Origin of the sequence: Novosphingobium sp., from assembly GCF_036820275.1 — a bacterium.
Taxonomy (GTDB): domain Bacteria; phylum Pseudomonadota; class Alphaproteobacteria; order Sphingomonadales; family Sphingomonadaceae; genus Novosphingobium.
In genome coordinates this window covers 37788-61667 of sequence record NZ_DAISLT010000010.1, presented here as the reverse complement: position 1 = coordinate 61667, position 23880 = coordinate 37788, and the positions used below count along the sequence as shown (strand labels likewise).

Below are 23880 nucleotides of genomic sequence, written 5' to 3'. Positions count from 1 at the left end.
GCCTGAGAGGTCCGTGTGCTGATGTTCAGATTGTCCGGCTGCCTGATCGCCGTGTTGTTGCTGGCCGCCTGCGGACAGCCCGATCCCGCGCCCGGGCCGGGGGGCGTCACGGTCGGTGAAGCGCGGGCGCTGGACCAAGCAGCTGAGATGTTAGAGGCGCGTCCCGAGCCGACCGCCTCGACTGCGGCACAGGCAGAATAAGCGTCAGTCGAAACTGACTTTGCCGCGCCCGGCCTTGACCGAGCCGCGCAGCTTCTTGCCTTTCAGGCGCTGTTCCTTGCCGACCCGGTTGAGCCGGCTCTTGGCGCGCTTCTCGGGCAGCTTGTGGGCATCGCGCAGCATTTCCGCGAGGCGTTCGCGGGCATCGGCGCGGTTGGCTTCCTGCGTGCGGAAGCGGCGGGCGGTGAACATCAGTTCTCCGCCCGAAGTCATGCGGCTGCCCGCCAGTTCCTTGAGCCGTGCGAAGACCGGCGGCGTCAGTCGCAGCGCATAGACGTTGATCCTGAGCTGGACCGCCGTCGCCACCTTGTTGACGTTCTGCCCGCCCGGCCCCGATGCGGCGATGAAGCTCTCGCTCGCCAGGGCCTGGGCGCGGTCTATCGTGGCTTCAACCTCGCTCATTCATCGCTGAAGCCGAGCGCGGCGAAATCGCGCGGCAGCGGCGCCACGGCAACGATCGGTTCCTTGTCGCCGCGCGGCACGGTCAGGCCTGCCGCATGGAGCATGGTGCGCGGCGCGCCCTTGCTGGAACCGTAGACCGGATCGCCCAGCAGCGCGTGGCCGAGGCCGGAGGCGGCATGGACGCGGATCTGGTGGGTGCGGCCGGTTTCGGGGCGGAATTCCACGAGGGTCAGCCCGTTCTTCTCGTCCAGCTTGCGCCAGTGGGTGACGGCGGGCTTGCCCTTCTTCGCCGGAATCATGCGCCAGCCGTCCTTGACCGTGCTGACCTTGGAGAGGTTGAGCGCGATCGTGCCTTCCTCTTCCGTCAGCGTACCGGCGACGATGCCGAGGTAACGCTTCTGGACCTGCTTCTCTTCGAAGGCGGCGGAAAAGCGCTTCAGGGCTTTCGGGTTACGCGCTAGCAGCAGGCAGCCCGAAGTGTCGCGGTCCAGCCGGTGAACCGGCGCGGGCAGGCGCTGGAAGCCCAGTTTCAGCTCGTCCAGACGGTCTTCGAGGCTCGGACCACCGGCGCGCGGGGTGTCGAGCGGGAGGCCGCCGGGCTTGTCGATGACCAGCGCTTCGCCGTCCTCGAAGAGGATTTCCAGTTCCATGTTACGTCAATGCTTTCTCTATGCGCCGCAGCGCTTCTTCGAGCCGCGCGTCATCCGCGGCGAAACTGATGCGGAACCCGTTCTGCCCGCCGAAGGCCGAGGCCGGAACCAGCGCCACGCCGTGCTCCAGCAGATGCAGCGTCAGCTTCACGTCGTCCCCGCCGAAGCGGTCCATCCGCGGGGTTGCGTCGATCATGCAGTAGAACGCGCCGTCGGGCGAGGGCGTGGACAGGCCGGGTATCGCGTTGATCGCGGATACCACCCTGTCGCGGCGCTGGCGGAACCGTTCGCGCCATTCGATCAGGAAGTCCTGCGGGCCTTCGAAAGCGGCGACGGCGGCGGCCTGGCTGATCGAGCAGGGATTGCCCGAGGAATGCGACTGGAGCTTTTCCATCGCCTTGATCAGCCACTGCGGTCCGGCGGCGACGCCGATGCGGAAGCCGGTCATCGCGTGGCTCTTGGACACGCCGGAGACGGTCAGGATGCGGTCGGCAAGGTCCGGGCAAAGGTTCGCCAGCGTCACATGCGGACGGCCGGTATAGTTGATCGGTGCGTAGATATCGTCGGACAGCACCATCACCCGCGGGTGGCGGCGCAGCACGTCGCCGATGCCGCGCAGCATGTCTTCCGGGTAATAGGCACCGGTCGGATTGCCGGGGCTGTTGAGCAGCACCCAGAGCGTGCGCGGCCCGATCTGGGCTTCCAGATCGGCGGGCGTGAAGCGGAAGTTGTCCTTCGGCGATGTGCGCAGCGGCACGACCTTGCCGGCTGCGAAGCGCACGATCTCCGGATAGCTGACCCACCACGGCGAGGGCACGATCACTTCGTCGCCTTCGCCCACGGTCGCCAGCATCGCGTGGAAGATCGCCTGCTTGCCGCCCGCGCTGACCGTCACTTGGGAAGACGGAACCTCGATGCCGAGATCGCGCTTGAAATGCAGCGCGGCGGCCTGCTTCAGCTGCGAGGTGCCGCCGACCGCCGTGTACTTGGTCTGCCCGGCGTCGAGCGCGGCCTTGGCGGCCGCGATCACATGGGGCGGGGTGGCGAAATCGGGCTCACCGACCGAGAGCGAGATCACGTCGATGCCGGATTCGCGCAATTCGATGGCGCGGTCGGTCATCGCGGTCGTCCCGGAGGGGGCGATGCGGGCAAGGGAAGCGGAAGTGTGCATCAGGTAAGAAGCCTAGCAGGCATCAGGCCGCGCAGGGCATTGCCGATCAGGAAACCGCCCGAAAGGTCGACCAGCGTCAGGTTCGCCTCGACCGCGCGGCCCTGCTCGATCAGCGAGCGGCGCAGCACGCCGGGCAGCAGGCCTAGTGCCGCGGGCGGGGTCAGCAGCATGCCGTCACGCTCGACGAAGAGGCTGGTGAAGCAGCCTTCGGTCAGCAGTCCGTCATCGCGCAGGAACAGCACTTCCTGTGCTCCGGCATTTTTCCCAACGGCCAGACCGGCATTGTAGAAGCCGCGATCGCTGGTCTTGTGGCGCAGGCGCCAGTCGCCACTGTCGACCGGAAGCGGCAGCACGCCGACCGTTACCGGGCCGTCGAACACTGCGGGTAACTCGGCCAGCTCCAGCGCATAGGCGCCGCTGCGCGCGGTGACGAGACGCAGCTTGGCAGGCGCATCGGCATCGAAGCAGAGCGCCTGGATGGCATTGCGCACGGCATGGCGATCGAAACTAAAACCCAGCGTCTCGGCACTGGTGCGAACCCGCTCCAGATGGAGTTCGAGAAGCGGGATGCCCTCTTCGGGCGTAAAACGCATCGTCTCGACAAGATCGAAACTGGCGGGTGAAGTTGCCCCTGCCGAATCTCGCACGAAACCCCCTTTGACCAGGCATTCCCGCCATTCGGGAAGCGCTTGTGAATCGGCGACCACCGCCGAACCGACACCGAGTACCGCCCGGCCCGCCTTTCCCTTGCCATCCGGCATCAGGCGTAGCGTGCGGATTGCCACATTGAACGCGGCATCGCCAGAGGGTTCGATGAAACCGATCGAGCCGCAGTAAGGTCCGCGCGCGTGGCGTTCGACATCGGCGATCAGTTCCATCGCCCGGATCTTGGGCGCACCGGTGATCGACCCGCAAGGGAACAGCGCCCGCAGCAGATCGACTGCATTCTTCCCCGGCGAGAGACGGGCGCGGACGGTGGAGACCATCTGGTGGACGGTCGGATAGGTCTCGATCGCGAAAGGCTGCTCCACGCGGACACTGCCCGCCTCGGCCACGCGCGACAGGTCGTTGCGCATGAGGTCGAGGATCATCAGGTTTTCCGCGCGATCCTTGGTGCTGGTGGCCAGTTCCTCGCGCAGCCGCGCGTCCTCGGCCGCGTCCTGCCCGCGCGGGCGGGTGCCCTTCATCGGGCGGACGGTCACGGTGCGCTCGTCCAGAGCGAAGAACAGCTCTGGCGAGAAGCTGAGCAGCCATTCGCTGCCGTCGCAGATCGCCGCGCCATATCCGGCGGCGGCGGCGGGGCGGATCGCGGCGTAGAGCGCCAGCGGATCGCCGTGCCAGGGGCCTTCCAGCGGCAGGGTCAGGTTGGCCTGATAGATGTCGCCCGCCTCGATCGCGCCGTGAATCATCTCGAACGCGCGGGTGTAGTCGCCCGTGGAGACCAGCGGATCGAGCGAGCCGATGCCGACAGGGCCGGGTTCGGCCTGTTCGGCCAGCCAGCGCGGGAGATCGGCGGCGGGGACCGTCTCGAAGCCCGTGAAGGCGCCGAACCAGACCAGCGGGCCTTCGGCCTTGCGCAGCCCGGCAAGGCGCGGTTCCAGCGCCTGTCCGGCCTCGTAGGCGAGGTATCCGGCCAGATGCAGCCCTTCGGTGGACAGTGCCTCGATCCGGGTGAGCGCCGGCAGCACGTCCTGCTCGGCATGAGCGACGACGATCTCCACCGGATCGCGATAGATGCGCGCGTCGGCTGCACCTTCCGGGCGGGCGTCGTCGAAAAGGATGAAGGGCTGGGGCATGGTTGCGACTGCGCCTTTAGCGCCCGATCCCTGGCGGCACCAGTGCGCTTCGTCGCAAGGTTCGGATCGATCCCGATCAGAATCCCTCTCGCCCTTGCCGAAGGTGCGCTCTATCACCCTGGAACGGTGCAAGGAGGCATGAATGGAAGAGATTTTCCTGGGACTCGGTGCCAACGGTGAACGGCAGGTCCTGCGCTTGGGGCGCGCCAATCGCCACGGCCTGATCGCGGGGGCGACGGGCACCGGCAAGACGGTGACGCTCCAGACCATAGCCGAACAGTTTTCCGCTGCCGGGGTGCCGGTGTTCCTGGCCGACGTGAAGGGCGATCTTTCCGGCATCTCCATGTCGGGAAGCCCGCAGTTCAAGAACGCCGCCATTCTCGAAGCGCGGGCTCAGGAAATCGGCCTGACCGACTACGGCTATTCCGACAATCCGGCGATCTTCTGGGACATCTACGGCGAACAGGGCCATCCCGTCCGCACCACGATCTCGGAAATGGGGCCGCTGCTGCTGTCGCGGCTGATGGACCTCAACGATACGCAGGAAGGCGTGCTCAACGTCGTCTTCCGCTATGCCGACGAGCAGGGGCTGCTGCTGCTCGACCTGCCCGATTTGCAGGCGATGCTGGCCCATGCCGCCGAGAACGCCTCGGAGCTTTCGACGAAGTACGGCAACATCTCCAAGGCCAGCGTCGGCACGATCCAGCGCCAGCTATTGGCGCTCGACAGTCAGGGCGCCGCACAGTTCTTCGGCGAACCGGCGCTGGAAATCGCCGATTTCATCCGCTGCGACGACAAGGGGCGCGGCTACATCAATGTGCTCGCGGCCGACAAGCTGATGCGCAGCCCCAAGCTCTACGCCACGTTCCTGCTCTGGCTGCTGTCCGAACTCTTCGAGGTGCTGCCCGAGGTGGGCGATCCCGATAAGCCCAAGCTGGTGTTCTTCTTCGACGAGGCGCACCTGCTGTTCGACGATGCGCCCAAGGCCCTTCAGGACAAGGTGGAGCAGGTTGTCCGCCTCGTCCGCTCGAAGGGGGTGGGCGTCTATTTCATCTCGCAGAATCCCATCGATATCCCCGAGGAGATCGCGGGCCAGCTTGGCAACCGCGTGCAGCATGCCCTGCGCGCGTTCACCCCGCGCGATCAGAAGGCGATCAAGGCGGCAGCGGACACCTTTCGCATCAATCCCGAACTCAACGTTGCAGCGGCGATCACCGAGTTGAAGGTCGGCGAAGCGCTGGTTTCCACGCTCGACGATCAGGGCGCGCCCACGGTGGTCCAGCGCACGCTGATCGCGCCGCCTCGCTCGCGGTTGGGGCCGGTGGAGCCGAAGGAGCGGGCGATCATCCAGTCGATCAGCCCTTATCAGGGCAAATACGATACCCCGGTAAACCGCGAAAGCGCCGAGGAAATTCTCGCCGCCAAGGCTGCCGATGCCGCCGCGACCGCGCAGGAAGTGGCGGAAAAGGGCGCCGAGGAAGTCGGTAGGCAGGAACGCCGGAGCCCGAGCCTGTGGGACGGTCTCGGCGGCAAAGTCGCCAAGGCCGCGGCAGGCGCGGCGGCGGCGAGCGCCGGGTCGATCCTGGCGCAGTCGGTGCAGGGCAAGAAAAGCCGCGCCAATCCCAAGGCCTCGGCAGCCAGTGCGGCGGCGGGCACGGTGGGCGATGCGTTCGGCAAGGCCATCGGCTTTCCGGGGCTTGGCCGGTTCGCCCGCAACCTGATCGGCGGGCTGATGCGCTGAACGATTAAGGGGGCGGTCCCGAGACCGCCCCCTTACCTAACTCAGAAGCTCTTGACCGCGTAGATCTTCGAGAGATCGCCGCCCCATTCGCCGTTGTAGAGGTCGAGCAGGCGCTCGGCCGGGACCTTGCCGCTGGCGACGATCTGCGCGAGCGGTTCGAGGTAGCCGGTCTCGTTGTCCCCGCCCGCATTGAGGAAATTGCGGGCGGCAAGGCCGGAGCGCGAGATATCGATCACTTCCGAAGCGATCTTGCGCAGGGTGCCGCCGCCCGGAAGCGGTGCGTCGAGGCCGAGCTTCGGCACGGAATTGCGCAGCAGTTCGCGCCCTTCCATGTCCCAGTCCTTGACCAGATCCCAAGCCGCATCGAGCGCGCCCTGATCGTAGAGCAGGCCGACCCACAGCGCGGGGAGCGCACAGATGCGGCCCCAGGGGCCGCCATCGGCACCGCGCATTTCGAGGAAGGACTTCAGCCGCACTTCGGGGAAGGCGGTGGAAAGGTGGTCCGTCCAGTCCGACAGGCGCGGCTTCTCGCCGGGGAGCACGGAAAGCTCGCCCTTCAGGAAGTCGCGGAAGGAGTGGCCGGCGGCATCGATATACTTGCCGTCGCGGAACACGAAGTACATCGGCACGTCGAGCATGTAGTCGACGTATCGCTCGTAGCCGAAGCCGTCCTCGAACACGAACGGCAACATGCCGGTGCGCGCGGGATCGGTGTCCGACCAGATGTGGCTGCGGTAGGAAAGGTAGCCGTTGGGCTTGCCCTCGGTGAAGGGCGAATTGGCGAAGAGCGCGGTCGCCAGCGGTTGCAGCGCCAGCGACGTGCGGAACTTCTTCACCATGTCCGCCTCGCTCGAATAGTCGAGGTTGACCTGGATGGTGCAGGTCCGCAGCATCATGTCGAGGCCCATCGTCCCCACGCGCGGCATGTGCCGCAGCATGATGTCATAACGGCCCTTGGGCATGATCGGCAGTTCCGCGCGGGTCTTGTCCGGCCACATGCCGAGGCCGAGGAAGGCCTTGCCGATGCGGTCGCCGATGGTCTTCACCTGGGCGAGGTGGCGGCCGGTTTCGGCGCAAGTCTGGTGCAGGTTCTCCAGCGGCGCGCCGGAAAGCTCAAGCTGGCCCGCCGGTTCCAGGCTGACGTTGCCGTCGCTGCCCTTGAGGGCGATGACGTTGCCGCCCTCGACAATCGGCTCCCAACCATACTCGGTCAGGGCGCCGAGCATGTCGCGGATGCCGCCTTCCTCGTCATAAGACGGTGCGTGGTGATCCGCCGTGTCATAGACGAACTTTTCGTGCTCGGTACCGATCCGCCACGCCTCGCGCGGCTTTTCGCCCGCAGCCATCGGCGCGGCGAGTTGGTCCAGGCTTTCGATCACCGGATCTTCGCGATCCGAAACCTCACGAGTGCTCATGGCGGCGGAGGTAGTGCGGCCCGCGTCCGGACGCTACAACTTTTTGTACCGAGCGGTTTGTTTTGTTGTGGACTCAGGTGGAAAGGGAAGATTCCGGGGGATGATCCCCCGGACCCTCGGAATGTCGACGTCCCGCGCCACCTATCCGTCGCGCGCTCCCTGCGGCGCAGCCAATCAGTCTCCCGACGCCGCGATGGGCGCAGAACGGCTGGGTGGCACTCGACCTAGACGGTATTGGGGGTGCAGGGGGGCTTTGCTCCCCTGCTTATTCCTTTCCTTCCGACCAATCCCCGGCAACCGCCATCCACAAAGCGGTAGCCCCGATACTCGCCGTTTCCCCGCGTAGAATCCGGGGACCGAGCGTGATCGCCCGCGCCATCGGGTGTGCCCGTACGAGCGCGCGTTCCCCGTCATCGAAGCCGCCTTCCGGCCCCACCAGCAGCGCCGCCGGGCCGGAGTGCGCGGCGAACTGTGCGGCAGCGGGCGCCCCGCCGGTTTCGTCGGCGAAGAACAGGGCGCGGTCTTCGGGCCAGTCGCGCAGGAGGGTTTCCAGCTTCATCGGCTCGGCGACTTCGGGCAGCGCGGTGCGGGCGCATTGCTCGGCAGCTTCGGTGACGATCGTGGCCGCGCGTTCGCCATTGAGCTTGTCGGCCACGCAGCGGCGGGTGACGAGCGGCTGGATTTTCGCCACGCCGAGTTCGGTGGCTTTCTCCAGCACGAGGTCGAAGTTCGGCTTCTTGAGCAGCGCGGCGCAGAGCCAGAAGTCGGGCACGGCCTCGCGCTCGCGGAGGCGATCGCGCACTTCCAGCGTGATGTCGCGCTTGCCCGCGGCGGTAACGGCGCAGGCCCATTCGCCGGTCTTGTCGTCGCAGAGAATCACCGCGTCGCCCGGCGCGACTCGCATGACCTTGGAGAGGTAGTGCGCCTGCCCGCCTTCGATCGCGACGCTGCCGCCTTCGGCCAGTGGGCCGGTGACGAAAAGGCGCGGCGCGCTGCGTGGGGGCCAGGCGGGGGTGGCGGCCATGATCTTGTCGATGCTCCGGAAAATTGACGGCGCCCTTTTCGCGCGAAGCGGTTTTGCGTGCAACCGGGGCGGGCGTGCACATGTGCACTATTCACGTTCGTTCATGACATAGTGCCTGGGATCGGCTACCCGTTCGGGCGTGAACGACTCTCTTCTCGTCCCCGATACGCAGCATCGCGGGCTCGTTGCCGCCCTGCCTAAGACGCCGCGCGCCTATGCCATGCTGGCCCGCTTCGATCGCCCGATCGGCTGGTGGCTGCTGTTCTGGCCTTGCGCCTGGGGCGTGCTGCTGGCGGGAGGCGAGGCGCGCTGGGGGCTGATCCTCTGGCTGCTCGTCGGTTCGATCGCGATGCGCGGCGCAGGCTGCGTGCTCAACGACATCGTCGATGCCGATCTCGACCGTAAGGTGGCCCGCACGGCCTCACGTCCGGTCGCGAGCGGGCAGGTCAGCGTGAAGGCGGCCTGGGTCTGGCTGCTGACGCTCTGCGCGGTGGGTCTCGTGGTGCTGTTCCAGTTGCGCTGGCAGGCGCAGCTCGTGGCGCTGGGCAGCGTGGCGCTGGTTGCCGCCTATCCCTTCATGAAGCGGATCACCTGGTGGCCGCAGGCGTGGCTGGGCATGGTCTTCACCTGGGGGGCGCTGGTCGGCTGGATCGAGATTCGCGGAGACCAGCTTGCGGTGATCGCCGCGCTCTACGCCGGTTCGATCTTCTGGTGCATCGGCTACGACACGATCTACGCGCTTCAGGACCGCGAGGACGACGCTGTGGTCGGCATCCGCTCTTCGGCGCTGCGTCTCGGCAGCCATGTGCGGGGCGGCGTGGCCGGGTTCTACGCGCTGGCGCTGGCGTTCTGGGCGCTGGCTTTCTGGACTTTGCGGCAGGACTGGGTGGCGCTGGTGGCGCTCGTGCCGGTTGCGCTGCATCTCGGCTTCCAGATCGTTACGCTCGATACCGAGGACGGCGAGAACGCCCTTACGCGCTTCCGTTCGAATCGCGACCTCGGGCTGGTCATGGCGCTCGCCTGCTGGGTGGTCGGCAACGCCGGAATTCTTTGATTCCGGCGCTTCCTGCATTCAGTCATAGCTGACAAGTTCGAATTCTATCCCGTCCCAGTCGAAGAAGTAGAACCTCCGTCCGGGTTCGTAGTCGGCGTGGTTGAAGGGTTCGAGCCCGGCGGCGATCACCACCTGTTCGGCGGCATCGAGGTCGCCGACCACCAGTCCGACGTGATTGAGCGGCGCACCCTTGCCGAAGCGCTCGCGCGGCTTCCGGTCGGTGTAGACGGCGATATAGCTGAAATCCCCACCGACATGGATCGTCTCGCCGCCATTGATGGCAGGACCGCGCCAGCGTTCGTGCCAGCCGAGCAGGTCCTGCAGGAAGGCTGAACTCCGGTCGATGTCGCTGACCGTGATGTTGGCGTGTTCAAGGCGGCCCTGGGCCATTTTTCGCATCTCCTGCGCGTCGCCGGACGAATCACCGGCTTGGCCTTGATGCAACCTCAAGTTAACTTGAGATCAAGCGCCAAATTCGAGGAATCCATGATCCAGGACCGCTTCATCTCCATCGGCTATCTGGCGCGGCGCACCGGCGTGGCGGTTTCGGCGATCCGATTTTACGAAGAAAAGGGCCTGCTGACGGCGCTGCGCACGAGCGGCAACCAGCGGCGCTTCCTGCGTTCGGACATTCGCCGGGTGAGCTTCGTGCTGATCGCGCAGAAGCTGGGCCTCGGCCTCGCAGAAATCGAGCGCGAGCTTTCCGCGCTGCCGCAGGGACGCACGCCGACGCTGGAGGACTGGGAGAAGATCAGCCTGTCCATGCGCGAGGCGATCGACGCGAAGATCGCGCTGCTCGAACTGACCCGTCGCAAGCTGGACGAGTGCATCGGCTGCGGCTGCCTGAGCCTTGGCAAGTGCCGCCTCTATAACCGGGACGACGAGGCCGGAGTGCAAGGGCCGGGGCCGCGCTTCGTGCTCAAGTAGCTTCGGCGGCCTTGCGGATCGAGGCGAGGATACGTCTGCGGATCAGGCCGCTGACGGGGCGGATCAGCAACCAGTAGAGCCGGAACTTGCGGCGTGAGAAGTCGTCGGGACAGAACACGCGCGTCTGCGTGGTAAGACGATGGATGCCTTCGGCCTCGGACACGATCTCGAAACCGAGGGCGAGCCGGGGAACCCGGGCTTCGCCGAAGGCCTTGAAGGCCGGGCCGTCGGCAATCTTGCGAAGCCCGTAGTTCGCCTGCCAGAACTGCCCGATCAGGCCATAGACGAGGGCTCGCTCGGTTCGTTCGAGCAGCGTGAAATTCCGCATTCCGAACGGCTCGCTGCCGCGCCGCCCGAGCAGCCGGGCGGGCACTTCGCGCAAGCCGATCATGGCGCGGAAGAAGCGGTCGTTCTCGGGTTTGTAGGCCGCGACTGCCTGCAAGATGGCACTCGCATCGGCCGTAATCCGACAGGAATGGGTCTCCGAGAACTGGAAGCGCGGCAGATAGCTGTCGATCAGGGGCATGGTTGGGGGGCGGGGCCTATTCCGCCGCCAGCAGTTCCTCGGCGCCGACGAGATCGACGCTGACCAGCCGCGAGACGCCCTTTTCCACCATGGTCACGCCGAACAGGCGGTGCATGCGGCTCATCGTCACGGCATTGTGGGTGACGATCAGATAGCGCGTGTCGGTTTCCTGCGTCATCGCTTCGAGCAGGTCGCAGAACCGCTCGATATTGGCGTCGTCGAGCGGGGCGTCGACTTCGTCCAGCACGCAGATCGGCGCGGGATTGGTCAGGAACAGCGCGAAGATCAGGGCGACGGCGGTCAAGGCCTGCTCGCCGCCCGAAAGCAGCGTCAATGACTGGAGCCGCTTGCCCGGTGGCTGGGCGAAGATCTCCAGTCCGGCTTCCAGCGGATCGTCCGAATCGACCAGTGCGAGGTGCGCCTGACCGCCCTGGAACAGCCGGGTGAAGAGACGGCGGAAATGGCCGTCCACCGCTTCGAAGGCGGCGCGCAGGCGCTCGCGGCCTTCGCGGTTGAGATTGCCGATCGAGCCGCGCAGACGGTTCACGGCCTCGGCCAGTTCCGCCTTTTCGGTGATGCTGGTGCCGAGCTGGGCTTCGGCTTCGGCCAGTTCGGTCGCGGCGACGAGGTTGACCGGCCCGATCCGCTCGCGGTCGGCGACGAGGCGTTCCATGGCGACGACTTCGTCCTGCGCCTCGCGCACATCGGCGGGGGCGAAGGCGAAGCGTTCGGGCAGGACCGGCGGCGGGCACTGGAAGCGCTCGCCCGAAACGCGGGTCATCTCGACGCGGCGGGCGTCCTCGTTCTCGGCGCGGGCGGCGGCACCGGCGCGGTTCTCGCGGGCGCTGGCGAGCATTTCCTGCGCGGCGGCGAGCGCGGCATCGGCCTTGCGGGCGGCGTCGGTGACGAAGGCGACGGCGGCCTCCGCCTTGCCCAGTTCCTCGGCAATGCGATTGCGCACCGCTTCGCCCTGCTCGATCTGCTCCATGAGCGAGGCGGGCTTGGCAGCGACGACGGCGCGCTCGGTCTCGATTTCCTCAAGCCGTCCGGCCATCTGGGCGAGGCGGTTGGCGGCATCCCCGGCGCGCGACTGCCAGTTGCGGATATCACCGCGCTGCGAGGCGGTGCGTTCGCGCGCCACGGCCAGACCCTGGTCGTGCGAGGCGAGCGTCGCGGTCGAGATCTGGAGCGTGGCGCGGGCGGCGTCGTTCTTCTCGCGCGCGAGCACCAGTCCGGCGCGGCCCTTTTCGGGATCGGGCAGAACGGAGCGCTTGCCTTCGGCGGCGGCGATGTCCCGTTCGGCGGCCTGTCGCTGTTCGGCAAGATCGCCCAGCGCGCGGTCCAGTTCGGCGCGGCGGGTTTCCTGGCGGACGCGGGCGTCCTCGGCCTGGTCGGCAGCGCGCAGGGCGCTGCGTTCGGCATTGGCGGCCTCGGCAATGGCGCGCTCGGCGGCAACCACGGCGGCGGCATGGGCCGAGAGTTCCTGCTGCACCGCGCTCTGGCGCGCTTCGGCGGCGGAAACGGCTTCGCGCAGCGGCGGCAACTGGGCGTCGAGTTCGGCGAAGCGGTTCTCTGCTTCGAGCCGTGCAGCTTCGGCAGCGCCTTCGCCGCGCGCGATGAAACCGTCCCAGCGGCGTAGCGCGCCCGCGCGGGTGACCAGCCATTCGCCCGTTCCCAGCGCACGGCCGTCGTCTTCCTCGACGACATGGACGAGGGCGAGGCGCGCGGCGAGTTCCGCCGGGCATTGGGTGACGTGGGCGGCGAGGCTGTCCTTTACCGCTGCCGGAGCCTCTGCGCCGGTCCAGAACCGGCCGTCCGCCTTGGCGACTTCGCCCAGCGGCGCCTTGGCATCGCGGCCGAGCACGGCGGCGACGGCGCGTTCGTAGCCCGGCGCGGCGCGCACCGCGTCGATGGCGACCGGCAGGCCATGCGCGGCCTTGGCGCCCTTGGCACGGGCCTCGCGGTCCTTGAGCAGGGCGGAATGTTCGCGCTCGATGCCGGTGAGATCGGCGCGGGCGGCGGCGAGCGCCGAGGCGGCGGCATCGCGCTCGCCCTGAAGCTCGGCCTTGCGCGTCTGCTGTGCCTCCAGCCCTTCACGGGCGGCGGCGAGAGCGACGGTGGCGGCTTCGGCCTTGGCCCGTGCGTCGATGACCGCCGCTTCGAGATCGCCCGCAGCGGCCAGTGCCTCGATCTGCCCTTCGAGCCGCGCGGCTTCGGCGGCGAGCCGGTCTAGACGGCCCCGCGCCTGGTTGAGTTCGGCTTCGGCGATGCGCCATTCCGCCTCGACCCCGGCCTGCGCGGCGGTGGCCTGCGCCAGATCGAGTTCGGCGGCGCGGGCGGCGCGTTCGGCGCCTTCGAGGGCATTGGCGAGGCGCGGCCGCTGGGCCTCGTCCTGTTCGAGCTGTTTCGCCCCTTCCGCCAGATCGCGCTCCAGCCGGGCGAGGGCCTCGGCGGCATCGCGGGTCATGCGGTCGGCATCGCCGCGATCCTCGTCGAGGCGGGTCTTCTGGCGTTCGAGGTCCTTGAGGCGCTGTTCGGCGGCTTCGAGCTGGCTGGTGAGCGTCGCCATGCGATGCCCTTGCGCGCTGGCATCGTCGCGGCGGTCGGCCAGTTCGTCGCGGGCTTCCACCAGAGCCTCGGCGGCCTTGGCCTGGGCGTCCTGTGCGAGTTTCGCGGCGTCCTGCGCGTCGGTCACGCGGGCTTCGGCGCCCTGTGCTTCCTTCTTCGCGGCCTCGGCAGCCTGGGCGGCATCGCGCCAGCGGGCGAAGACCAGCCGCGCCTCGGCCAGGCGGATATCGTCCGACAGGGACTTGTAGCGCTCTGCCGCCTTGGCCTGGCGGCGCAGGCCCGCGACCTGCTTGTCCAGCCCGGCCATGAGGTCTTCGAGGCGCGAGAGATTGGCCTCGGTGGCGCGCAGCTTCTGTTCGGCGTCCTTGCGGCGGACGTGGAGACCGGCAATGCCTGCGGCCTCTTCCAGCATGGCGCGGCGTTCGGCGGGCTTGGCGGCGATGACGGCGGCGATGCGGCCCTGGCTGACGAGCGCGGGGCTATGCGCGCCGGTCGCGGCATCGGCAAAGACCAGCGAGACGTCCTTGGCGCGCACGTCGCTGCCGTTGATACGATAGGCGCTGCCCGCACCGCGCTCGATGCGGCGGACCACTTCGAGTTCCTCGCGCAGGCCCTGCGCGTCGGGCGCGGCATCGGCCTGAAGCACGACTTCGGCAAAGGCGCGGGGCGGGCGGGTGGCGGTGCCCGCGAAGATCACGTCTTCCATGCCGCCGCCGCGCATCGACTTGGCCGAGCTTTCGCCCATGACCCAGCGGATCGCTTCGAGCAGGTTGGACTTGCCGCAGCCGTTGGGGCCGACCACGCCGGTCAGCCCCGGTTCGATGCGCAGTTCCGCGGGTTCGACGAAGCTCTTGAAACCGGTGAGCTTGAGCCGTTTTATGCGCATCGTATCTGGTTCAATTCATGACGGCGGCGCGGATCAGCGCGCGCCGGCTTCCTGGAGCTTGGCTTCGAGTTCCTTCCATTCCATCGAGCCGACATTGCTGCCGTTGATGATGAAAGTGGGCGTGCCGTTGACGTTGAACTCGGTCGTTGCCTTCTGGGTCTGATCCGCGAAGGCCTTGGCCTTGGCAGCGTCGCCGAGGCAGACCTTGGCCTGATCGCGCGAGATCCCGCGCGATGCGAAGAATTCGGTCATGCCGCCGACTTCGGCGATGGCCTGCATCTGCTGGTCCTTGGGAAGTTCCTGAATCTGCTTCATCCGCGCGTCGCCGGCGGACTGGAGGTTCTGGAACATGTTCGGCTGCCAGGCCCAGAACTGCTCGCTGAGCGGCAGGACCGCCTCGATCGAGCCGCACGTGGCGAGCAGGCTGGCCGGGATGTCGAAGGCGTTGAGCATGAAATAGCGCAGTTCGTAGCTCACGCGGCCGCTGGCGACATAGTCGCTGCGCAGTCTGTCGTAGCTCTCGTGCGCGAACAGGGCACAGTGCGAGCAGGACAGCGCGCCATATTCGACGAGCTTGATCGGCGCATCGGGGTTGCCGATGCGGTAGCCGCCTTCGGGAGTCTTGACGATCTGGTCCGCCCAGGCCTTGCCTGCGGGTGCTGCGACGTTGGGCAGGGCCTGTGCCGACTTGGGCGCTTCGGTCGATCCGGCTTCCTTCTTGCCGCAGGAGGCAAGGCCGAGCGCGAGCGGCGCGGCGATCATTCCAAGGGCGATAGCGCGCAGGGGGGTGCGCAGGGCGGTCTTGCGGATCATGTCGGCGAATCCTTGTGAGAAGGCGGGAAAACTAGCGGAAGGGAGGCGCGGATAACAGCGTCAGGAAGCGGTTGAACGGGCGCTTTCCCACAGAAAACGGCCCGTTTCCCGGGGTTCTTTAGACGGAACCCTTGCGCTTCGCGGCCATCTGCTTGTTGATTTCGGCGGAGAGGCCGGCCCAGTCGTGGGCGTCGAGCAGCTTGCCGTTGAGGATGAAGCTGGGCGTCGAGTTCACGCCGTTCTTGGCCACGGTGGCCTGCTGCTGCTTGATCGTGTCGAACACCGCTTCGTTGGCGAAGCAGGCGTCGGCCTGGGTGCGGCTCATGCCCCAGGCGGCAACGCGGGTGTAGAAATCGAGATCGCTGGCGATGGCCTTCATGCGCTCGGGCAGGGCGCCCTGATACCAGCGCTTCTGCTGTTCCTCGCCCATCTTCTCCAGCTTGCCCATCCAGGCGTCCTGGCTGGCGAGGAAGGCATTGTGGCGCTGGAAGAAGCGCTTGGGATCGCCGCAAGTGGTGAGCATCGAGATCGTCAGGTCGATCGGATTGCGCAGCAGGGAGGTGACGGTCACGACCATCTGGCCCTTGGGCACCAGGGTCAGGCGCAGGGTGGGGTCGGCCTCACGGTTGAAGTGGGCGCAGTGCGGGCAGGTGTAGCTGACGAATTCGGTCAGCTGCATCTCGGCCTTGGGGTTGCCGTAGCGGTGGCTGCCGTCCTCGGTGACGACGATCTGGTTCGCCCAGTTCGATGCCGGATTCGAGGAAGGTGCCAAAGGCTTGTGAACCGGCTTGGTGGCAGCGACGCTCAGCAAAGCGGTGGCGGCGAGTGCGGCGAGACGCAAAGTGGACTTCATCACTGCTTTTCCTGGTCTTGCTTTTGATCATCCTGGGCACCGATGCTTCGGGCCAGCGATTCGAGCACCGCGCGAAGCTCCGGGTCGCCGATGTCGCGCAGCGAATCCCCCAGTTCGAACGGTACGGGTTTGAGCGAGGGCGGAGCCGCCTTCGGCCGGGTGGCAGGCGGTGCCTTAACCTCGCCTTGCCGGATTTTCACTTTGGCGACAGCCATGTAGCCGAAGAACCGGTTCACCCGCTCCATGATCTCGGGCACGACGTGCTGGATCATCGGCGCATGGGCGGGCAGCACCACGAGCTGGAGAATGCCGTCGCACTTCTCGCCGGGCGGGAAACGGATCGATTCGGGCGAGCAGACGCGGGCATGGCGCAGGCCGACGATCTCGGGCCAGCGCGTCACCACGCTGGACTGCACGAAGCCGAAGCGGCGAAAGGCGGTGCGGCCCACTTCGGGCATGAGGTCGGAAATCTGGCGCGCCTGGCCGCCGCGCGGCCGCTCGAAGCGCTTGGGGGCATCGGCCGCTTTCGCAACGCTCTTGCCCGTCCCCTTACCCGCCCCCTTACCCGAGGCCGGGCGCTTGGGGGACGTCCCCTTCTTTTCTGTTCCTTTGCTCGGATGCCGTTCCATTGTGGGCGCTCCAATGCCATAGGGCGCTGATGGACGCCAGCCGCGATACGATCCCATCCAACGTTCCGGACAAGGTTCTCGACTGGTACGACGCCCATGCCCGCACCCTGCCGTGGCGGGCGCCGCCGGGAACGCTCGCATCCGATCCCTACCGCGTCTGGCTTTCCGAAGTCATGCTCCAGCAGACCACGGTCGCCGCGGTGAAGGACTATTTCGCGAAGTTCACGAGTCGCTGGCCCACCGTCACCGATCTCGCCGCCGCCTCCGACGAGGACGTCATGGCCGCCTGGGCGGGCCTCGGCTACTATGCCCGCGCCCGCAACCTCTTGGCCTGCGCGCGCGAAGTCGCGGCGCGGGGCGGGACTTTTCCCGATACCGAGGAAGGCCTGCGGGCGCTGCCGGGGCTGGGCGCCTATACCGCTGCCGCCGTCGCCGCGATCGCCTTCGGCCGCCGCGCCGTGGTGGTGGACGCCAATGTCGAGCGGGTGGTCACGCGCCTCTTCGCGCTGGACGAGGCGCTGCCGGGCGCACGCCCTGCGATCCGCGCGCTGACCGACACGATCACGCCCGATCTGCGCGCCGGAGACTTCGCGCAGGCGCTGATGGACATGGGCGCGACCGTCTGCACCACGCGTGCGCCGCGCTGCCTGCTTTGCCCGATCGCCGCCGATTGCCGGGCGCGGGCCTTGGGCGAGCCGGAGCGCTTCCCGGTCAAGGCGCCGAAGAAGGCCAAGCCCACCCGCAAGGGCCGCGCCTTCTGGATCGAACGCGACGACCAGGTCTGGCTGGTGCGCCGGGCCGACAAGGGCATGCTCGGCGGCATGCGCGCGCTGCCCGACGACGGCTGGTCCGCGCGCAGCGACGGTCACGGCGAACCGCCGATCGCCGGACGCTGGGAAAGCGCCGGACGGGTCGGCCATGTCTTCACTCATTTCGCGCTCGAACTCGGGCTTTCCGTCCATCTCGGCGAACTTCGCGGCGATCCCTTGGGCGAGGGCGAGTGGTGGCCGCTCGACCGGCTGGACGAGGCTGGCCTGCCGACGCTCTTCGCCAAGGCGGCGGGCCTCGCGCTGGCGGAGATGGCATGACGCAAGTTCGCGAGCGGCTGGCGGCAGCCCTCGATCGCCGCATGCTGCTGCGCATGGCGGGCGTCGCCGGGATCGGCGCGGCGTTCCTGCCGGGGCTGCTCCGGGCCGCCACCCAGCAGGAGAGCCTGCCCCGCGTGCGAGCCTTGCTGGAACGCTGGACCGGAACCCCCGAACGGGCGGGCGTCTTCCCCGGTCTCGTCGCCTCGCTCGGCCAGCCGGGGCGCGAGGCCGAATTCGTCGCGCGCGGCGCGCAGGGCTTCACCGACGGCACCCCGATCTCGGCGGACAGCCTGTTCCGCATCTATTCGATGACCAAGCCGATCACCGGGATCATGGCGATGCAACTGGTGGCGGAGGGCCGCCTTTCGCTCGACCAGCCGCTGCGCGACGTTCTGCCGAAGTTCGCGGTGATGCAGGTTCAGGACCGTTACGACGGTTCGCTCTCCGCGCTCCATCCCGCCCCTCGGGCGATCACCATGCGCCACTTGCTCACCCATACTTCGGGCCTCGGCTATTCGATCGTCCAGACCGGCCCGATCCGCGACTTGTTGCAGGCGAAGGGCCTTGCCGCCGGGCAGATCACGCGGCTGCAGATTCCGGGCCTGACCGATGTGCCCCCGGCGCCGAGCCTCGCGCTCTTCGCCGATCGCCTCGCCGACGTGCCGCTGGTCTACGATCCGGCGACGCACTGGAGCTACTCGCTGGGCCTCGACCTGATGGGGCGGGTGATCGAACTGGTCACCGGCCGTCCCTTCGATGTCTATTTGCGCGAGGCGCTGTTCGAACCGGCGGGGATGACGAGTACGTTCTTCCAGGTCCCGGCTGCGCAGAGTCATCGCCTTACCACCAACTACGCCGCGCTCGGGGAAGTGCTGGTGCCGATCGACGAGCCGGGCAGCTCGCTGTTCCTGAACCCGCCGGCGTTTCCCTTCGGGGGCTCCGGCCTCGTCAGCAGTCCGCGCGACTACGACCGTTTCCTGCGCCTGCTCGCCCAGCGCGGCATGTTGGACGGCAAGCGCGTGCTGGCCGAAAGCGCGGTCGTGACCGGGACGAGCGATCTCCTGCCGCCGGTCGAGAGCAACTCCCCGATGCTGCCCCCCGGCAGCGGCTTCGGCGCGGGCGGACGCGTGGGCAAGGGCGCGGAGAACGGCATCTTCGGCTGGTCCGGCGCGGCGGGGACGGTGGGCATGGTGGACATGATCCGGGGCCTGCGCTCGCAGCTTTTCGCGCAGTTCATGCCGCCCAATGCGGTCGACCTGATCCCCCAATTCCAGACCGCGCTGAAGGCCGACATCATGGCCCTGTTGGAGACGCTGCGTTGACCGATACCCCCCTGCCGAAACTGCTCACGCCAAAGTTGCTGCCGATCGCTTTTGCCGGATCGCATCTCGACCGCGCCGACCATATTCGCAACGATCCGGCGGCGCTGCTCGCCCTGCAAAGCAGCGAGGCGCGGCTGCTGCGGCTCGACGGGCTGGATGCGGTGCTGAAAGACGACGGCGCGCTGACCTGGGACACGCTTGCCGAAGCCGAGCCGGGCAGCGAGATGATCTTTCTCGGCCTCGACGGGGCGGTTCCCTGTTTCGCGGAAGTCCCGCCGGAGACGCCGCCGGGTGGCCCTCACGCCTCGCCGGTCAACTGGCATGCGATGGCGGTGCTCGATCCCGGCGAACTGGCGGCCTATGGCGGCGCCCGCTCGCTGGTGAGCTGGCATTGCCGCCATCGCCACTGCTCGGTCTGCGGCCATCCTACCGCGCTCGCCAAGGGCGGCTGGCAGCGCACCTGCACCAATATCGACTGCGGCGCCGAGCATTTCCCGCGCGTCGATCCGGTGACGATCATGCTGGTCGAGCACGAAGGCCGCGCCCTGCTGGGCCGCCAGCCGCGCTTCCCGGAAGGGCGCTACTCGACGCTGGCGGGTTTCGTGGAGCCGGGCGAATCGGTGGAAGAGGCGGTCGCCCGCGAGATTCACGAGGAAGCGGGGCTGCGCATCCGCGACGTGACGTATGTGGCAAGCCAGCCCTGGCCGTTCCCGTCCTCGTTGATGATCGGTTGCCATGCCGTGGCCGACGACGATGCGATCACCATCGACGAGACCGAACTTGAGGACGTGCGCTGGTTCACCCGCGACGAAGTGGTGGAGGCGCTGGAGGCGATCGGTCGCGGCGAGAACGGCAAGGCCTTCGGTGCGCCCCCGGCCCATGCCATCGCCCATGTGCTGATGCGCTGGTGGGTGGATCGGGGCTGAGGTTACCCGGTCCGAAGACTCTCGCTCGCCCGCGCCACGGCGGCGGCAATGGCGCCGCGAGCTTGTGGGCTGTTGCGCCAACAGGTCGATCCCAGCGTGCTCGACACTTCCGCGCAGATCGCGTCGGGATCGCGGGTCGCGAGATCGGCGAAGCTGGCGATGCCCAGTTCCTCCAGCCGCGAAACAACCGTCGGGCCGACGCCCTTCACCGCCAGCAGCGCGGCGCGCTCGTCCTTGCTGAAGCCCGTCATACCAGTCCCAGTTTCGCCAGTTCCCGCGCCATGGCGGGCGGCATCGCGTCGCCTGCCGTCTCGCCTTCGCCGAGGTCGCGCGGGGCGTCCTTCTCGGCCAGATAGCGCCAACCCTGATGCGCGCGCTTGGGCTGGGTGACGACCGGGATCAGCGTGGGCGCCAAGCGGATGTGCCAGCGTCCATCGTCGCGCTGCTCGAAGCCGAGAATCGGCGAGCGGCCGATCAGCGCATGCTCGTAGATCCAGTATAGCGAGCCGCCGACCATCTCCTCCTGCCGCTTGGGCAGGTAGCGGGTGGTCAGGCGGGCCTCGCCGATATCCTCGTGGCTTTCCAGCCAGGCGCGCAAGTCCGCCGGGCTCTCGGCGGAAAAGGCGATCTTGGTCATGTGCAGCGGCATGGGCGTTAGATAGGTATTGGGCGTCGGTTTGAAAATCCGCCGCAGGCGGATTTTAGCGGCACCGGCCCCAGTTGAGTTCAGGCGCCCCCACCCGACCTCCCACGAGTGTATCCTGATGGGGGGCGGGTGGGGGCGTGGGCCGGTGCCGCTACGAAAATGCCAGAAAGGGCATTTTCAAATCTGAATCTAACCCACCAGACCGGAAACCGTCGCGAGGCCCAGGAAAACGAGGAAGCCCATCGAATCGGTGGTCATCGTCACGAAGATGGACGAGGCGATAGCTGGGTCGGCCTTGAAGCGTTCCAGCGTCAGCGGCACGAAGACGCCCGCCATGCCTGCGATCAGGATGTTCGTCATCATCGCCATGGCAATGACCAGGCCCAGCGTCACATTGCCGAAGATCAGGCTCACCACGATACCGATGACGACCGCCACCGTGCAGCCGTTGAGCAGGGCGATCGACATCTCGCGCCGTACCGCGCGCCAGGCGTTGGAGGCGGTAAGCTGGTTGGTGGCGAGCGCGCGGACGGTAACCGCCAGCGTCTGCGTCCCGGCATTGCCACCGAGACCGGCGACGATCGGCATGAGCGTGGCGAGCGCGACCATCTTCGAGATCGTGCCTTCGAACATGGCGATCACCGAGGAAGCCAGCGTGGCGGTGAGCAGGTTGGCGATCAGCCAGCGCACGCGCGCGGAATAGGCGTCGCGAATCGGCTCGTTGATGTCGCCGTCGCCCGCGCCGGACAGCAGCAGGGTATCCTCGCCCGCTTCTTCCTGAATGATGTGGACGATGTCATCGACGGTGATCTGGCCGATCAGCCGCCCGGCATCGTCGACCACGGCGGCGGAGATCAGCGCGTATTTCTGGAAGCGCAGCGCGACTTCTTCCTGATCCATGTCGGCCGGGATCAAGGTCTGGTCGCGGGCCATCACGTCGTAGAGCGGGATATTGCGCGGGGTGCGCAGGATCCACGAGAGCGCGCAGGTGCCGATCGGGCGGTGCATCGGATCGACGATGAACACTTCCCAGAACTCGGTGGGCAGTTCGCGGTGCTCGCGCAGGAAGTCGATGAGGTCGCCGACGGTCATCGATTCGTGAACGGCCACGAAATCGCGGCTCATCAGGCGGCCGGCGGATTCTTCCGGATAGGACAGCGCCGTCTCGATGGCGGCGCGGTCTTCCGGCTCCATTTCGGCGAGGACGGCCTGCTGGTCCTCCTCGTCGAGGTCTTCCAGCATCGCGACGGCATCGTCGGTATCGAGCTGCTCGGCGATTTCGGCGACGACGTCGGCGGGCAGGGCCTCGACCAGGGCTTCGCGCACCCAGTCGTTCATTTCGGCGATGACTTCCACGCCCATGAGGTCGCGGATGGCGCGGGCGAGGCCGAGGCGCTCGTTCTCGTCGACCAGCTCGAACAAGTCGGCGATGTCGGCGGGGTGGAGCGGTTCGACGAGGTCGTAGACGCGCTCGAAGTCTTCCTCGTCCAGCGCGTCCTTCACGCTGCGGACGAATTCGGCCTTCAGGCGGTTGTCGTCGTCGAGGGATTCGGATTCGGGCACGTCGTGACGCGCGGTGTCTTCCGCCTGTTCCGCCAGGTCGTCCTTGAGGTCCGTTTCGCTCATGCGGGCCGGTCTACGCAGCTATTTCGCGATTGCAACAGGGGGCGGGCGGGATTGGAAAGTTTCCGAGCGAGGTGGCGGCAATGGCATGGACGAACGCTCCCCACGTGACATTGGCGGATCATCGCCTATATCGGGCGCCAACACCCGACCGGCTGCGGCGTCGCACCGGCACAAGGAGACCCGCAATGGCTGACGAATACCTGACGCTCACGCTCGACACCGGCAACGGCGAAGGCGGCGACGTGAAGATCAAGCTGCGTTCCGACCTCGCCCCCGGCCACGTCGAGCGCATCAAGGAACTGACCGGCGAAGGTTTCTACGACGGCATCAAGTTCCACCGCGTGATCCCCGGCTTCATGGCGCAGGGCGGTTGCCCCAACGGCACCGGCATGGGCGGTTCGGACAAGCCGGACCTTCAGGCTGAATTCAACGCCGAGCCGCACGTTCGCGGCGTCTGCTCGATGGCCCGCACCAGCTATCCGCACTCGGCCAACAGCCAGTTCTTCATCTGCTTCGACGATGCCCGCTTCCTCGACAAGCAGTACACCGTCTGGGGCCAGGTCGTCGAAGGCATGGAACTCGTCGACGCGCTGCCCAAGGGCGAGCCGCCGCGCGAGCCCGGCAAGATCGTCAAGGCGACCATCTCGGAAGGCTGATCGGCCTTTTCGGTTTGCCGATAGAGAAAAGGGCGGTGCCGATGGCGCCGCCCTTTTTCGTGAGTCACTCGGGCTTGGCGGCCTTGGCCTTCTCATCCTTCTCAAGCTGCGACTCTGAAACGCCGAGCAGCTTGGCCAGACGCGCCTTTTCGCTCTTCGAGAGGTCGGAGTAGTTGCGCGGCTCCGGCAACGCGGCGCTGGCGGCCTTCACCTTTTCGACGATGGCGGGCATCTGCTCCATCAGCTTGGGCACGAAGCCCTGCATCTTCGTCATCACTTCCGGCGACATCATGATGAGATAGGAATCGGCGGCATAGGCCTTGCCGGTCGGCGTCGCGAAGAAGGCGTTGAGTTCGCCGAGCTGGGCGGCGGTGTACTTGCCCGCATAGGCCTGGGTCAGGCCGTCGCGGATATCGGGTTCCACCTGGGTCATCAGCGGGATCATCTCGCCCATCATCGTGCGGGTCGAGATCTGCATGCGCTGCTTGAAGGCCGGATCGTAGATTTCCATGATCTCGGCCATGGAGGCCTCGCCCAGATTCTCGGTATCGACGCCGCTGAGGCCCGCCAGTTGCTTGAGCGGCAGCTTCATCGTGGAATCCATGATGGAATCCATCATCTTGTCGAGCGTGCCGTTCATCAGCCTTGCGTAAGTCCCGAGGGGGAACACGTAGTCGACCGTCTGGCGGGCGGCGGCGATGCGGGCGGGATCGGTGACCGGCGCGGCCGTGGTGGCCGAAGCAGGCTCGGCGGCGAGGCTCGGCGTGGCCGAGGCTATGGCGGCCGCAGCGGCGGCAGTGAAGAAGACGAAACGCATGATGAAGCCCCCGGACAGTCGGAAAAGTCGCGGGATCATACCTGCGAAGTGCCCGTCCGGGGAATGAAATCGCCCGTCATTTCGCAAAAGCGCCGCCCCCGCTTTCGCAAGCGGCGGCGGCTCGA

General features: G+C 67.3%; 24 protein-coding genes. 8 read left to right on the top strand and 16 right to left on the bottom strand.

Annotation, left to right across the window (positions count from 1 at the left end; translation table 11 throughout):
- Positions 1-21 precede the first annotated feature (21 nt).
- A complete protein-coding gene (locus V7066_RS10195) occupies positions 22-201 on the top strand; it encodes a hypothetical protein (protein WP_334182935.1) in 180 nt (59 codons plus the stop codon).
- A gap of 3 nt (positions 202-204) precedes the next feature.
- On the opposite strand, the gene arfB is transcribed toward V7066_RS10195, so the two are convergent.
- From arfB to pabB, 4 genes are read right to left on the bottom strand one after another with little or no spacing between them, the layout of a single operon-like run.
- Positions 205-621, bottom strand: coding sequence for an alternative ribosome rescue aminoacyl-tRNA hydrolase ArfB (gene arfB / locus V7066_RS10190; RefSeq protein ID WP_334182934.1), 417 nt, complete (start codon positions 619-621; stop codon positions 205-207).
- Positions 618-1271 carry an RluA family pseudouridine synthase gene (locus V7066_RS10185; RefSeq protein ID WP_147216563.1) on the bottom strand — a complete coding sequence of 218 codons (654 nt, stop codon included), beginning with the start codon at positions 1269-1271 and terminating at the stop codon, positions 618-620. Before V7066_RS10185 ends, arfB begins: the two co-directional genes overlap by 4 nt.
- 1 nt (position 1272) lies before the next feature.
- A complete protein-coding gene (locus tag V7066_RS10180; RefSeq protein ID WP_334182933.1) occupies positions 1273-2442 on the bottom strand; it encodes a pyridoxal phosphate-dependent aminotransferase in 1170 nt (389 codons plus the stop codon).
- Positions 2442-4238: an aminodeoxychorismate synthase component I gene (pabB, locus tag V7066_RS10175; RefSeq protein ID WP_334182932.1), complete on the bottom strand. Its 1797-nt coding sequence runs from the start codon at positions 4236-4238 to the stop codon at positions 2442-2444. The genes V7066_RS10180 and pabB overlap by 1 nt, the downstream gene beginning before the upstream one ends.
- A 142-nt stretch (positions 4239-4380) precedes the next feature.
- Here pabB and V7066_RS10170 point away from each other — a divergent pair, with 142 nt between their 5' ends.
- Positions 4381-5979 (top strand): helicase HerA-like domain-containing protein, encoded by a 1599-nt coding sequence (locus V7066_RS10170; protein WP_334182931.1) that lies wholly within the window; start codon positions 4381-4383, stop codon positions 5977-5979.
- Positions 5980-6020: 41 nt separating this feature from the next.
- Here V7066_RS10170 and V7066_RS10165 read toward each other — a convergent pair whose 3' ends face one another.
- A complete protein-coding gene (locus tag V7066_RS10165) occupies positions 6021-7394 on the bottom strand; it encodes a glutamate--cysteine ligase (protein WP_334182930.1) in 1374 nt (457 codons plus the stop codon).
- Between the two features lie 265 nt (positions 7395-7659).
- Positions 7660-8418, bottom strand: coding sequence for a 16S rRNA (uracil(1498)-N(3))-methyltransferase (locus tag V7066_RS10160; protein ID WP_334182929.1), 759 nt, complete (start codon positions 8416-8418; stop codon positions 7660-7662).
- A gap of 139 nt (positions 8419-8557) precedes the next feature.
- Between V7066_RS10160 and ubiA the strand changes: the two genes are divergently transcribed.
- The gene (gene ubiA / locus V7066_RS10155) at positions 8558-9472 is read left to right on the top strand and encodes a 4-hydroxybenzoate octaprenyltransferase (protein WP_334182928.1); all 915 of its coding nucleotides are present in this window, start codon (positions 8558-8560) and stop codon (positions 9470-9472) included.
- A gap of 18 nt (positions 9473-9490) precedes the next feature.
- On the opposite strand, the gene V7066_RS10150 is transcribed toward ubiA, so the two are convergent.
- Positions 9491-9862 carry a VOC family protein gene (locus V7066_RS10150; RefSeq protein WP_334182927.1) on the bottom strand — a complete coding sequence of 124 codons (372 nt, stop codon included), beginning with the start codon at positions 9860-9862 and terminating at the stop codon, positions 9491-9493.
- Between the two features lie 96 nt (positions 9863-9958).
- Here V7066_RS10150 and soxR point away from each other — a divergent pair, with 96 nt between their 5' ends.
- Positions 9959-10399, top strand: a complete 441-nt coding sequence (gene soxR, locus V7066_RS10145) for a redox-sensitive transcriptional activator SoxR (protein WP_334182926.1) — start codon at positions 9959-9961, stop codon at positions 10397-10399.
- Here soxR and V7066_RS10140 read toward each other — a convergent pair.
- The 5 genes from V7066_RS10140 to V7066_RS10120 all read right to left on the bottom strand — a co-directional run bounded on the left by V7066_RS10140 (position 10392) and on the right by V7066_RS10120 (position 16674).
- Positions 10392-10925, bottom strand: a complete 534-nt coding sequence (locus V7066_RS10140; RefSeq protein ID WP_334182925.1) for a hypothetical protein — start codon at positions 10923-10925, stop codon at positions 10392-10394. The two genes, soxR and V7066_RS10140, sit on opposite strands and share 8 nt — an antisense overlap.
- A 16-nt stretch (positions 10926-10941) precedes the next feature.
- Entirely contained in the window at positions 10942-14379 is a 3438-nt protein-coding gene (smc, locus tag V7066_RS10135; protein WP_334182924.1) for a chromosome segregation protein SMC, read from the bottom strand.
- Between the two features lie 33 nt (positions 14380-14412).
- Positions 14413-15192 carry a thioredoxin domain-containing protein gene (locus V7066_RS10130; RefSeq protein WP_334182923.1) on the bottom strand — a complete coding sequence of 260 codons (780 nt, stop codon included), beginning with the start codon at positions 15190-15192 and terminating at the stop codon, positions 14413-14415.
- Positions 15193-15310: 118 nt separating this feature from the next.
- The gene (locus V7066_RS10125) at positions 15311-16045 is read right to left on the bottom strand and encodes a DsbA family protein (RefSeq protein ID WP_334182922.1); all 735 of its coding nucleotides are present in this window, start codon (positions 16043-16045) and stop codon (positions 15311-15313) included.
- Positions 16045-16674, bottom strand: a complete 630-nt coding sequence (locus tag V7066_RS10120) for a DUF721 domain-containing protein (RefSeq protein WP_334182921.1) — start codon at positions 16672-16674, stop codon at positions 16045-16047. Before V7066_RS10120 ends, V7066_RS10125 begins: the two co-directional genes overlap by 1 nt.
- 29 nt (positions 16675-16703) lie before the next feature.
- Between V7066_RS10120 and mutY the strand changes: the two genes are divergently transcribed.
- The 3 genes from mutY to nudC are packed head-to-tail and all read left to right on the top strand — an operon-like array spanning position 16704 to position 20010.
- On the top strand, positions 16704-17762 hold the full coding sequence (mutY, locus tag V7066_RS10115; RefSeq protein WP_334182920.1) for an A/G-specific adenine glycosylase: 1059 nt from the start codon (positions 16704-16706) through the stop codon (positions 17760-17762).
- On the top strand, positions 17759-19084 hold the full coding sequence (locus V7066_RS10110) for a serine hydrolase domain-containing protein (RefSeq protein ID WP_334182919.1): 1326 nt from the start codon (positions 17759-17761) through the stop codon (positions 19082-19084). The genes mutY and V7066_RS10110 overlap by 4 nt, the downstream gene beginning before the upstream one ends.
- A complete protein-coding gene (gene nudC, locus V7066_RS10105) occupies positions 19081-20010 on the top strand; it encodes an NAD(+) diphosphatase (protein WP_334182918.1) in 930 nt (309 codons plus the stop codon). The genes V7066_RS10110 and nudC overlap by 4 nt, the downstream gene beginning before the upstream one ends.
- A 2-nt stretch (positions 20011-20012) precedes the next feature.
- Here nudC and V7066_RS10100 read toward each other — a convergent pair whose 3' ends face one another.
- From V7066_RS10100 to mgtE, 3 genes are all read right to left on the bottom strand, one after another.
- Positions 20013-20261, bottom strand: a complete 249-nt coding sequence (locus tag V7066_RS10100) for a helix-hairpin-helix domain-containing protein (RefSeq protein ID WP_334182917.1) — start codon at positions 20259-20261, stop codon at positions 20013-20015.
- Positions 20258-20659, bottom strand: a complete 402-nt coding sequence (locus V7066_RS10095; protein WP_334182916.1) for a DUF1489 family protein — start codon at positions 20657-20659, stop codon at positions 20258-20260. The genes V7066_RS10100 and V7066_RS10095 overlap by 4 nt, the downstream gene beginning before the upstream one ends.
- A gap of 186 nt (positions 20660-20845) precedes the next feature.
- On the bottom strand, positions 20846-22282 hold the full coding sequence (gene mgtE / locus V7066_RS10090) for a magnesium transporter (RefSeq protein WP_334182915.1): 1437 nt from the start codon (positions 22280-22282) through the stop codon (positions 20846-20848).
- Between the two features lie 185 nt (positions 22283-22467).
- On the opposite strand from mgtE, the gene V7066_RS10085 reads away from it, so the two are divergent.
- Positions 22468-22938: a peptidylprolyl isomerase gene (locus tag V7066_RS10085; RefSeq protein ID WP_132268130.1), complete on the top strand. Its 471-nt coding sequence runs from the start codon at positions 22468-22470 to the stop codon at positions 22936-22938.
- Between the two features lie 64 nt (positions 22939-23002).
- Here V7066_RS10085 and V7066_RS10080 read toward each other — a convergent pair whose 3' ends face one another.
- Entirely contained in the window at positions 23003-23755 is a 753-nt protein-coding gene (locus tag V7066_RS10080) for a DUF2059 domain-containing protein (RefSeq protein ID WP_334182914.1), read from the bottom strand.
- Positions 23756-23880 lie beyond the last annotated feature (125 nt).

What these genes read in the sequence shown, in the direction of transcription:
- V7066_RS10195 (WP_334182935.1), top strand. Translation starts at nt 22, where the DNA reads ATGTTCAGATTGTCCGGCTGCCTGATCGCCGTGTTGTTGCTGGCCGCC.
- arfB (WP_334182934.1), bottom strand. Translation starts at nt 621, where the DNA reads ATGAGCGAGGTTGAAGCCACGATAGACCGCGCCCAGGCCCTGGCGAGC.
- V7066_RS10185 (WP_147216563.1), bottom strand. Translation starts at nt 1,271, where the DNA reads ATGGAACTGGAAATCCTCTTCGAGGACGGCGAAGCGCTGGTCATCGAC.
- V7066_RS10180 (WP_334182933.1), bottom strand. Translation starts at nt 2,442, where the DNA reads ATGCACACTTCCGCTTCCCTTGCCCGCATCGCCCCCTCCGGGACGACC.
- pabB (WP_334182932.1), bottom strand. Translation starts at nt 4,238, where the DNA reads ATGCCCCAGCCCTTCATCCTTTTCGACGACGCCCGCCCGGAAGGTGCA.
- V7066_RS10170 (WP_334182931.1), top strand. Translation starts at nt 4,381, where the DNA reads ATGGAAGAGATTTTCCTGGGACTCGGTGCCAACGGTGAACGGCAGGTC.
- V7066_RS10165 (WP_334182930.1), bottom strand. Translation starts at nt 7,394, where the DNA reads ATGAGCACTCGTGAGGTTTCGGATCGCGAAGATCCGGTGATCGAAAGC.
- V7066_RS10160 (WP_334182929.1), bottom strand. Translation starts at nt 8,418, where the DNA reads ATGGCCGCCACCCCCGCCTGGCCCCCACGCAGCGCGCCGCGCCTTTTC.
- V7066_RS10150 (WP_334182927.1), bottom strand. Translation starts at nt 9,862, where the DNA reads ATGGCCCAGGGCCGCCTTGAACACGCCAACATCACGGTCAGCGACATC.
- soxR (WP_334182926.1), top strand. Translation starts at nt 9,959, where the DNA reads ATGATCCAGGACCGCTTCATCTCCATCGGCTATCTGGCGCGGCGCACC.
- V7066_RS10140 (WP_334182925.1), bottom strand. Translation starts at nt 10,925, where the DNA reads ATGCCCCTGATCGACAGCTATCTGCCGCGCTTCCAGTTCTCGGAGACC.
- smc (WP_334182924.1), bottom strand. Translation starts at nt 14,379, where the DNA reads ATGCGCATAAAACGGCTCAAGCTCACCGGTTTCAAGAGCTTCGTCGAA.
- V7066_RS10130 (WP_334182923.1), bottom strand. Translation starts at nt 15,192, where the DNA reads ATGATCCGCAAGACCGCCCTGCGCACCCCCCTGCGCGCTATCGCCCTT.
- V7066_RS10125 (WP_334182922.1), bottom strand. Translation starts at nt 16,045, where the DNA reads ATGAAGTCCACTTTGCGTCTCGCCGCACTCGCCGCCACCGCTTTGCTG.
- V7066_RS10120 (WP_334182921.1), bottom strand. Translation starts at nt 16,674, where the DNA reads ATGGAACGGCATCCGAGCAAAGGAACAGAAAAGAAGGGGACGTCCCCC.
- mutY (WP_334182920.1), top strand. Translation starts at nt 16,704, where the DNA reads ATGGACGCCAGCCGCGATACGATCCCATCCAACGTTCCGGACAAGGTT.
- V7066_RS10110 (WP_334182919.1), top strand. Translation starts at nt 17,759, where the DNA reads ATGACGCAAGTTCGCGAGCGGCTGGCGGCAGCCCTCGATCGCCGCATG.
- V7066_RS10100 (WP_334182917.1), bottom strand. Translation starts at nt 20,261, where the DNA reads ATGACGGGCTTCAGCAAGGACGAGCGCGCCGCGCTGCTGGCGGTGAAG.
- V7066_RS10095 (WP_334182916.1), bottom strand. Translation starts at nt 20,659, where the DNA reads ATGCCGCTGCACATGACCAAGATCGCCTTTTCCGCCGAGAGCCCGGCG.
- mgtE (WP_334182915.1), bottom strand. Translation starts at nt 22,282, where the DNA reads ATGAGCGAAACGGACCTCAAGGACGACCTGGCGGAACAGGCGGAAGAC.
- V7066_RS10085 (WP_132268130.1), top strand. Translation starts at nt 22,468, where the DNA reads ATGGCTGACGAATACCTGACGCTCACGCTCGACACCGGCAACGGCGAA.
- V7066_RS10080 (WP_334182914.1), bottom strand. Translation starts at nt 23,755, where the DNA reads ATGCGTTTCGTCTTCTTCACTGCCGCCGCTGCGGCCGCCATAGCCTCG.